This is a genomic window from Rhizobacter sp. P3_B12 (genome assembly GCF_056402895.1).
The window spans coordinates 1-5,346 of sequence record NZ_JBFUGN010000389.1; the positions used below are offsets into that span (position 1 = coordinate 1).

General features: G+C 70.1%; 5 protein-coding genes. All 5 read right to left on the reverse strand.

Translation table 11 applies throughout. The features are described 5' to 3' along the window. Positions 1–75: 75 nt before the first annotated feature. The 5 genes from AC1D01_RS19230 to cueR are packed head-to-tail and all read right to left on the reverse strand — an operon-like array spanning position 76 to position 5,344. Positions 76–2,889 (reverse strand): PAS domain-containing protein, encoded by a 2,814-nt coding sequence (locus AC1D01_RS19230; protein WP_477869068.1) that lies wholly within the window; start codon positions 2,887–2,889, stop codon positions 76–78. 49 nt (positions 2,890–2,938) lie between these two features. After that, positions 2,939–3,604, reverse strand: coding sequence for a ligase-associated DNA damage response endonuclease PdeM (gene pdeM / locus AC1D01_RS19235; protein ID WP_477869070.1), 666 nt, complete (start codon positions 3,602–3,604; stop codon positions 2,939–2,941). Between the two features lie 26 nt (positions 3,605–3,630). Then, on the reverse strand, positions 3,631–4,287 hold the full coding sequence (gene slmA, locus AC1D01_RS19240; RefSeq protein WP_477869072.1) for a nucleoid occlusion factor SlmA: 657 nt from the start codon (positions 4,285–4,287) through the stop codon (positions 3,631–3,633). A 20-nt stretch (positions 4,288–4,307) separates the two neighbouring features. Continuing rightward, positions 4,308–5,009, reverse strand: coding sequence for a pyrimidine 5'-nucleotidase (locus tag AC1D01_RS19245; RefSeq protein WP_477869074.1), 702 nt, complete (start codon positions 5,007–5,009; stop codon positions 4,308–4,310). Then, complete coding sequence (cueR, locus tag AC1D01_RS19250; protein WP_477869076.1) at positions 5,006–5,344, reverse strand: Cu(I)-responsive transcriptional regulator; 339 nt, start codon at positions 5,342–5,344, stop codon at positions 5,006–5,008. The genes AC1D01_RS19245 and cueR overlap by 4 nt, the downstream gene beginning before the upstream one ends. Between the last annotated feature and the right edge of the window lie 2 nt (positions 5,345–5,346).

The window sequence follows — 5,346 nt, forward strand, 5'->3', positions numbered from 1 at the left end:
GCCAGGGGCAAWGACCGCACTGGCCGGCGAGCCCCAGCCTCCCCACCCGCGCCTTCGCCCGACAAGAAAGATCAACTAGCGGCCAGCAACAACAGCCGAACGAGGCGCACACCGGTACGTCCCCCGCCCGGCCTCCTTCGCCTCATACAACGCCTTGTCAGCCAGCGCCATCAACGAACCCTCGGTGCTGTCGTCGCCTTCGTAGAACGAGATCCCGATGCTCGTCGTCACGCGCAATGAATGGCCCAGCACCCGCTGCTCCGCCGAGATCGCCGCCAGGATCTTGCGGGCCAGGAAGTGCGGCTCGTCCACCGTGTTCAGGCCCTCCAGGATCACGACGAACTCGTCGCCCGCCAGCCGCGCCACCGTGTCGGTCTTGCGCACGCTCRCCACCAGCCGCTGCCCGAAGGTCTTCAGCACCTCGTCGCCGCCCGCATGGCCCAGCGTGTCGTTGATGCCCTTGAACTTGTCGATGTCCATGAACATCAGCGCCATCGGCCGGCCACTGCGCCGGCAACGCGACATCGCCTCCGAGAAGCGCTCCTCGAACTGCCGCCGGTTCGCCAGGCCCGTCAGCGCATCCACCCGCGCCAGCGTCTGCAGCTGGCGCTCGAATTCCTTCTGCGCCGAAATGTCGTTGGTCAGGCTGTACACGCCGATCACCTGGCCCTGCGCGTCGCGGTGCGGCAGGTAGTTCACCTGGAAATGCCGCGGCCCCTGCCCCAGCACCGCCACCGTCTCGAACTGCACCGTCTCGCCACGCAACGCCCGCTCGATCTGCCGCTGCCGCAGCGCCATCACCTTCGGCGGCAACACGTCCTGCATGCGCCGCCCCAACGCATCGGCCACCGGGATGCCCGTCCAGGCCTCGAACACCGGGTTGCAGAACTGGAAACGCAGGTCGGTATCGACATACGTGATCAACGCCGGCACGTTGTCGGTGATCGTGCGCAGCCGCGCCTCGCTCGCGGCCAGCTGCGCCTGCGCCTGGTGGCGCTCGGTGATGTCCATCACCATGCCGTAGACACCGGCGACGCTGCCGTCCGGCCGCCGCTCGGGCACGTACTCGACCAGGTGGTGGTGCTCGCGGCCGAGCCAGTGACCGTGCCGCTCGTAGCGCACGCGCTCGCCGCGCAGCGCGGCCTCGATGTGCGGCGCGATCGAGGCAGACACCTCCGCCCCGAGCACGTCCTGCATGCGCTCGCCGATCATCGCCTTCGGGTCCAGGCCCACCATCGGCAGGTAGCACGCGTTCGCGAACTGGTAGCGCAGCTCCGCATCGACATGGAACACCAGCGCCGGCAGGTTGTCCGACACCATCTGCAGCCGGCGCTCGCTGCGCGCCAGCCGCTGCGCCAGCGGCAGCACATGCGAGCGCAACAGCCACGCCCCCACCACCACCAGCACCACCAACAGACCCGTCAGCAGGCGCAGCCGCGAGCGGATGTAGCCGAACAGCTCGCCGCTGTCGGTCTTGATCACCAATCCCAGGTTGACGCCGCGCAGCGGGGCATAGCCGGCCTGCACCGGCACGTCGCGCAGGTCGCGCACCGAATCGGAGCCCGACATGCCGAGCAAGGCCTTCGAGATCGGCAGGAAGGGCTGGCCATCCGGCTGGTAGATCGCGATGTGGCGACCCGCCTCGTAGAAGCGGCTCGGCAGGCACACCGCGTCGTCGTCGATGCGCGCACACAACAGCGCATCGGTCGAATCGTCGCCGTGCTGCAGGTCGTACAACAGCCCCGTCAGCACGCCCAGCCGGCGCTCCAGCATCAGGCCGCCGACGCGCTCGCCGTTGCGCTCGACCGGCAGCTCGCTGTGCAGCACCAGCCCGTCGTCCCACAGCAGCGTCGAATGGCCATCGCCCAGCGGCAGCGCCACCGGAGCCACACGCAGCCGCGACGATCCCGCCTCCAGCAACGATTCGTCGCGCCCGTTCTGCACGCGCAGCGCGCTGAAATCCTGGCCCAGCACGCTCGATGCCAGCTCACGCAGGTCGTCGAAGGCCTGCGCATCGGTCGGCTTCACGGCCAGCTGCGCCAGCGCCCGCTGCAGCGCGAGCTGGCGCGACACGCTCTCGGCAATCTCGATCTCCTGCTTCAGGCTGTGCGCGAAGGCGCCGGCATGGCCGCGCGCCGCGGTCTCCAGCCCATCGGCCACCGTCATCTTGTAGGCGCGCTGCATCAGCGCGAAGCCCGCCACGCCCGACACCACCGCCACCACGCCGAGCACGCCGACGGCGGTGCGCGTGATGCGGTCTTCCGGGCGCTCACCGGTCGATTCGCCGGCCAGCAGGCTCGACCACAAGGCCAACCCCAGCACCACCAGCATCGCCATCACGGCCGCCGACATGCTGTTGAACGCCAGCAGCTTGTACATCGCCTGCAGGTCGAGCACGTAGCCAGCCAACGCCGACAGCCCGACCGCCAGCGTGCCGTACACGCTGCATGACACCAGCAGGCCGCGCCAGCGCAGCGCCGGCCAGTGCTGCAGCCCCAACGCCAGCCCGGCGAACAGGAATCCGAGGCAGGTGTTCGGCGCCAGGCGCCCCGGGTGGGACGAGCTCGTCTGCAGCGCGCTGTGCAGCGCCGGCAGGTCGATCCCCAGGTCCACCCCGCCCAGTTGCTCGGCCAGCACCAGCACGGGCAGTCCTGTCAGGAAYGCCGCGCACCAGGCCAGCCGGCGCGACGGCACGCGCGGATCGCTCCACAGCGCGAGCGCGGCCACCACGCCCAACAGGCCGGCGTTGAGACTGGCCGGCACGGCATTCAGGAACAGCCGCGCCAGCTCGACGCTCCCGCTGAGCACGCCGGCCACCACGCAGACGCCGACGCCGGCCAGCCACAGGGCGGCCAGGCGATGGAGCGGTACGCGGGGGAGGATCGACATGGCGGCAACGGTGCGCCGCCACGCGGAGCTTTGCCGGATATCGGCGCCGTCAACCGGATTCTTGAGCGCCCGGCAGCGGCAACACCGCCGCGTCGGCCACCGCGAAGACCCGCTCCCCCGGCGCCGGCCGGATCGTCTTCAGCCCGGTGAACGCACCGAAGGCCGGCAGCACGCCGACGCGCGCGCCGAACCAGAAGCACGGCAGCCGAACGTGATCGTGCGGCCGCCCGCCCAGCACGATGCCCGGATGCAGGTGGCCCGCCAGCACGTAGGCGCCGTCGTGCGCCACCGGGTGGTGGCACAGCGCCAGGCCGTCGACGCGCAGCGGCTCGTCGACGACCTCCATGCGCGCCCAGGCGGGCGGGTCGCCGGCATGCGCGTCATGGTTGCCGCGCACCAGCGTCAGATGCAGGTCTGCGTGCTGCTCGCGCCATTGCGCGAGCGCGCCCAGCGTCGAGGCCGCGTGCGCATGCACCGAGTGCAGGAAATCGCCGAGGAACACGATGCGCCGCGCGCCGTGCCGCTCGACCAGCTCGCTCAGCCGCGACAGCGTCTCGGTGGTCGTCGCCTCCGGCACCGGCACGCCGAGCCGTCGAAACGACACCGCCTTGCCGAGGTGGGCATCGGCGACGAGCAAGGCGTGTTGCGCCGGCCACCAGGCGGCTTTCTCCGGCAGCAATGCGAGGCGCTGGCCGCCGACGTCCGTCGTGACCATGGCCGTGTGGAAAGAAGGGGCCGGCGTCAGCCGACCAGCAGGCGCAGCGCGGCGTCCAGGTGCTCGGTCGGCACGCGCTTGAAGCCCGAGCGCGCATAGCGCTGCAGGCGGCCGACCGCGAAACCGGTCAGCACCGAGGACTGCGCATTCGCATCGACCGTCGGCGTCGACGAGCCGGCCGCTTCGGCGGCGCTGCGCAGGCTCTGGCGCAGCTGCGATTCGATGCGGTCGAAGAACTGGTTCATGCGGGCGACCAGGCGCTCGTTCTCGAACACCAGTGCATCGCCCACCATCACGCGCGTCATGCCGGGGTTCTTCTCGCCGAACTGCAACAGCACGGTGAGGATCTTCTGCGCCTGCACGACACCGCTCGTCTCGCGCTCGGTGATCTGGTTGACCAGCGTGAACACGCTCTGCTCGATGAACTCGATCAGGCCCTCGAACATCTGCGCCTTGCTCGCGAAATGGCGGTACAGCGCCGCTTCGGAGACATCGAGCTTGCCGGCCAGCGCCGCCGTCGTGATGCGGTCGGCGCCCGGCTGCTCCAGCATGTGGGCCAGCGTCTGCAGGATCTGCACGCGGCGCTCGCCCGGCTTCGGGCGCTTGCGGCCCGTCGGCTCGGCCACCGCGTCGGCTGCCACCTCGGGACTGGTGTCTTCGGGGATGGCAGGGGTGTCGGTCATCGCGGCAGTCGAAGTTGTCACTACAGGGTATGGAGCTTGTTCAGCGATCGAATTCTTGCATACACATAGGGGGGCTTACGGCAAGGGTGAACGCCAACTTCTGTGCTGTTGTTCGCAACTTTGGCCGTCTTCAGGTAGCGCTGCATCCACGCCGTGCGCATGCCGATGCGGTGCGCCGCCTTCTGGTGCGCCAGCGTGTCCTCGACCAGCACGCAGCGCCGCGGCGCCACCTTCAGCCGCACCGCGACCTGGCGCAGCATGCGGGCGTCGGGTTTCGGGCGCAGGTCGCCGAACATCGTCATCTCGTCGATGCTGATCACGCCGTCGAATACGTCGGTGAGACCGAGCGCCCGCAGCACGCGCAGCGCGTACGACCGCGGGGCGTTCGTCAGCAGGATCTTGCGGCCGCGCAGGCGGCGCAGCGCGGCGCGGTCGTGCGCATGGGTGCGCAGGCGGTCCTCGAGGCCGGGCAGGCGGTGCGTCTCCTCGAGGAAGTGGCGCGCGTCGACGCCGTGGTGGCGCACCAGGCCGAGCAGCGTCGCGCCGTAGCGGTCCCAGTAGCGCTGGCGCAGCGCCGACGCATCGGCCGTCGACAGCCCCAGGTGCGCGACGATGTAGTCGGTCATCGCCTGGTTGGTCGGGCCGAACGCGGCATGGGAGGCGTCGTGCAGCGTGTTGTCCAGGTCAAACAACCAGACCCTGGCATCCCGGCGTCCGCTCATTCGGCCAGCTCGTCGAGGATCGGGCAATCGGGCCGCTGGTCGCCATGGCAGCAGCTCGCCAGGCTCGACAGCGTGCGCTTCATCGCCTCCATCTCGGCGATGCGGCGATCGAGGTCGGCGATGTGGGTGAGCGCGATGCGCTTCACGTCGGCGCTAGCGCGCCGCCGGTTCTGCCACAGCTTCAGCAGCTCGCCGATCTCGGCCATGCCGAAGCCGAGGTCGCGGGCGCGCCGGATGAAGCGCAGCGTGTGCACCTCCTTGTCGCCGTACTGGCGGTAGCCGGCATCGGTGCGACCGACCGGCGGCAGGAGCCCCAGCGATTCGTAGTGCCGCACCA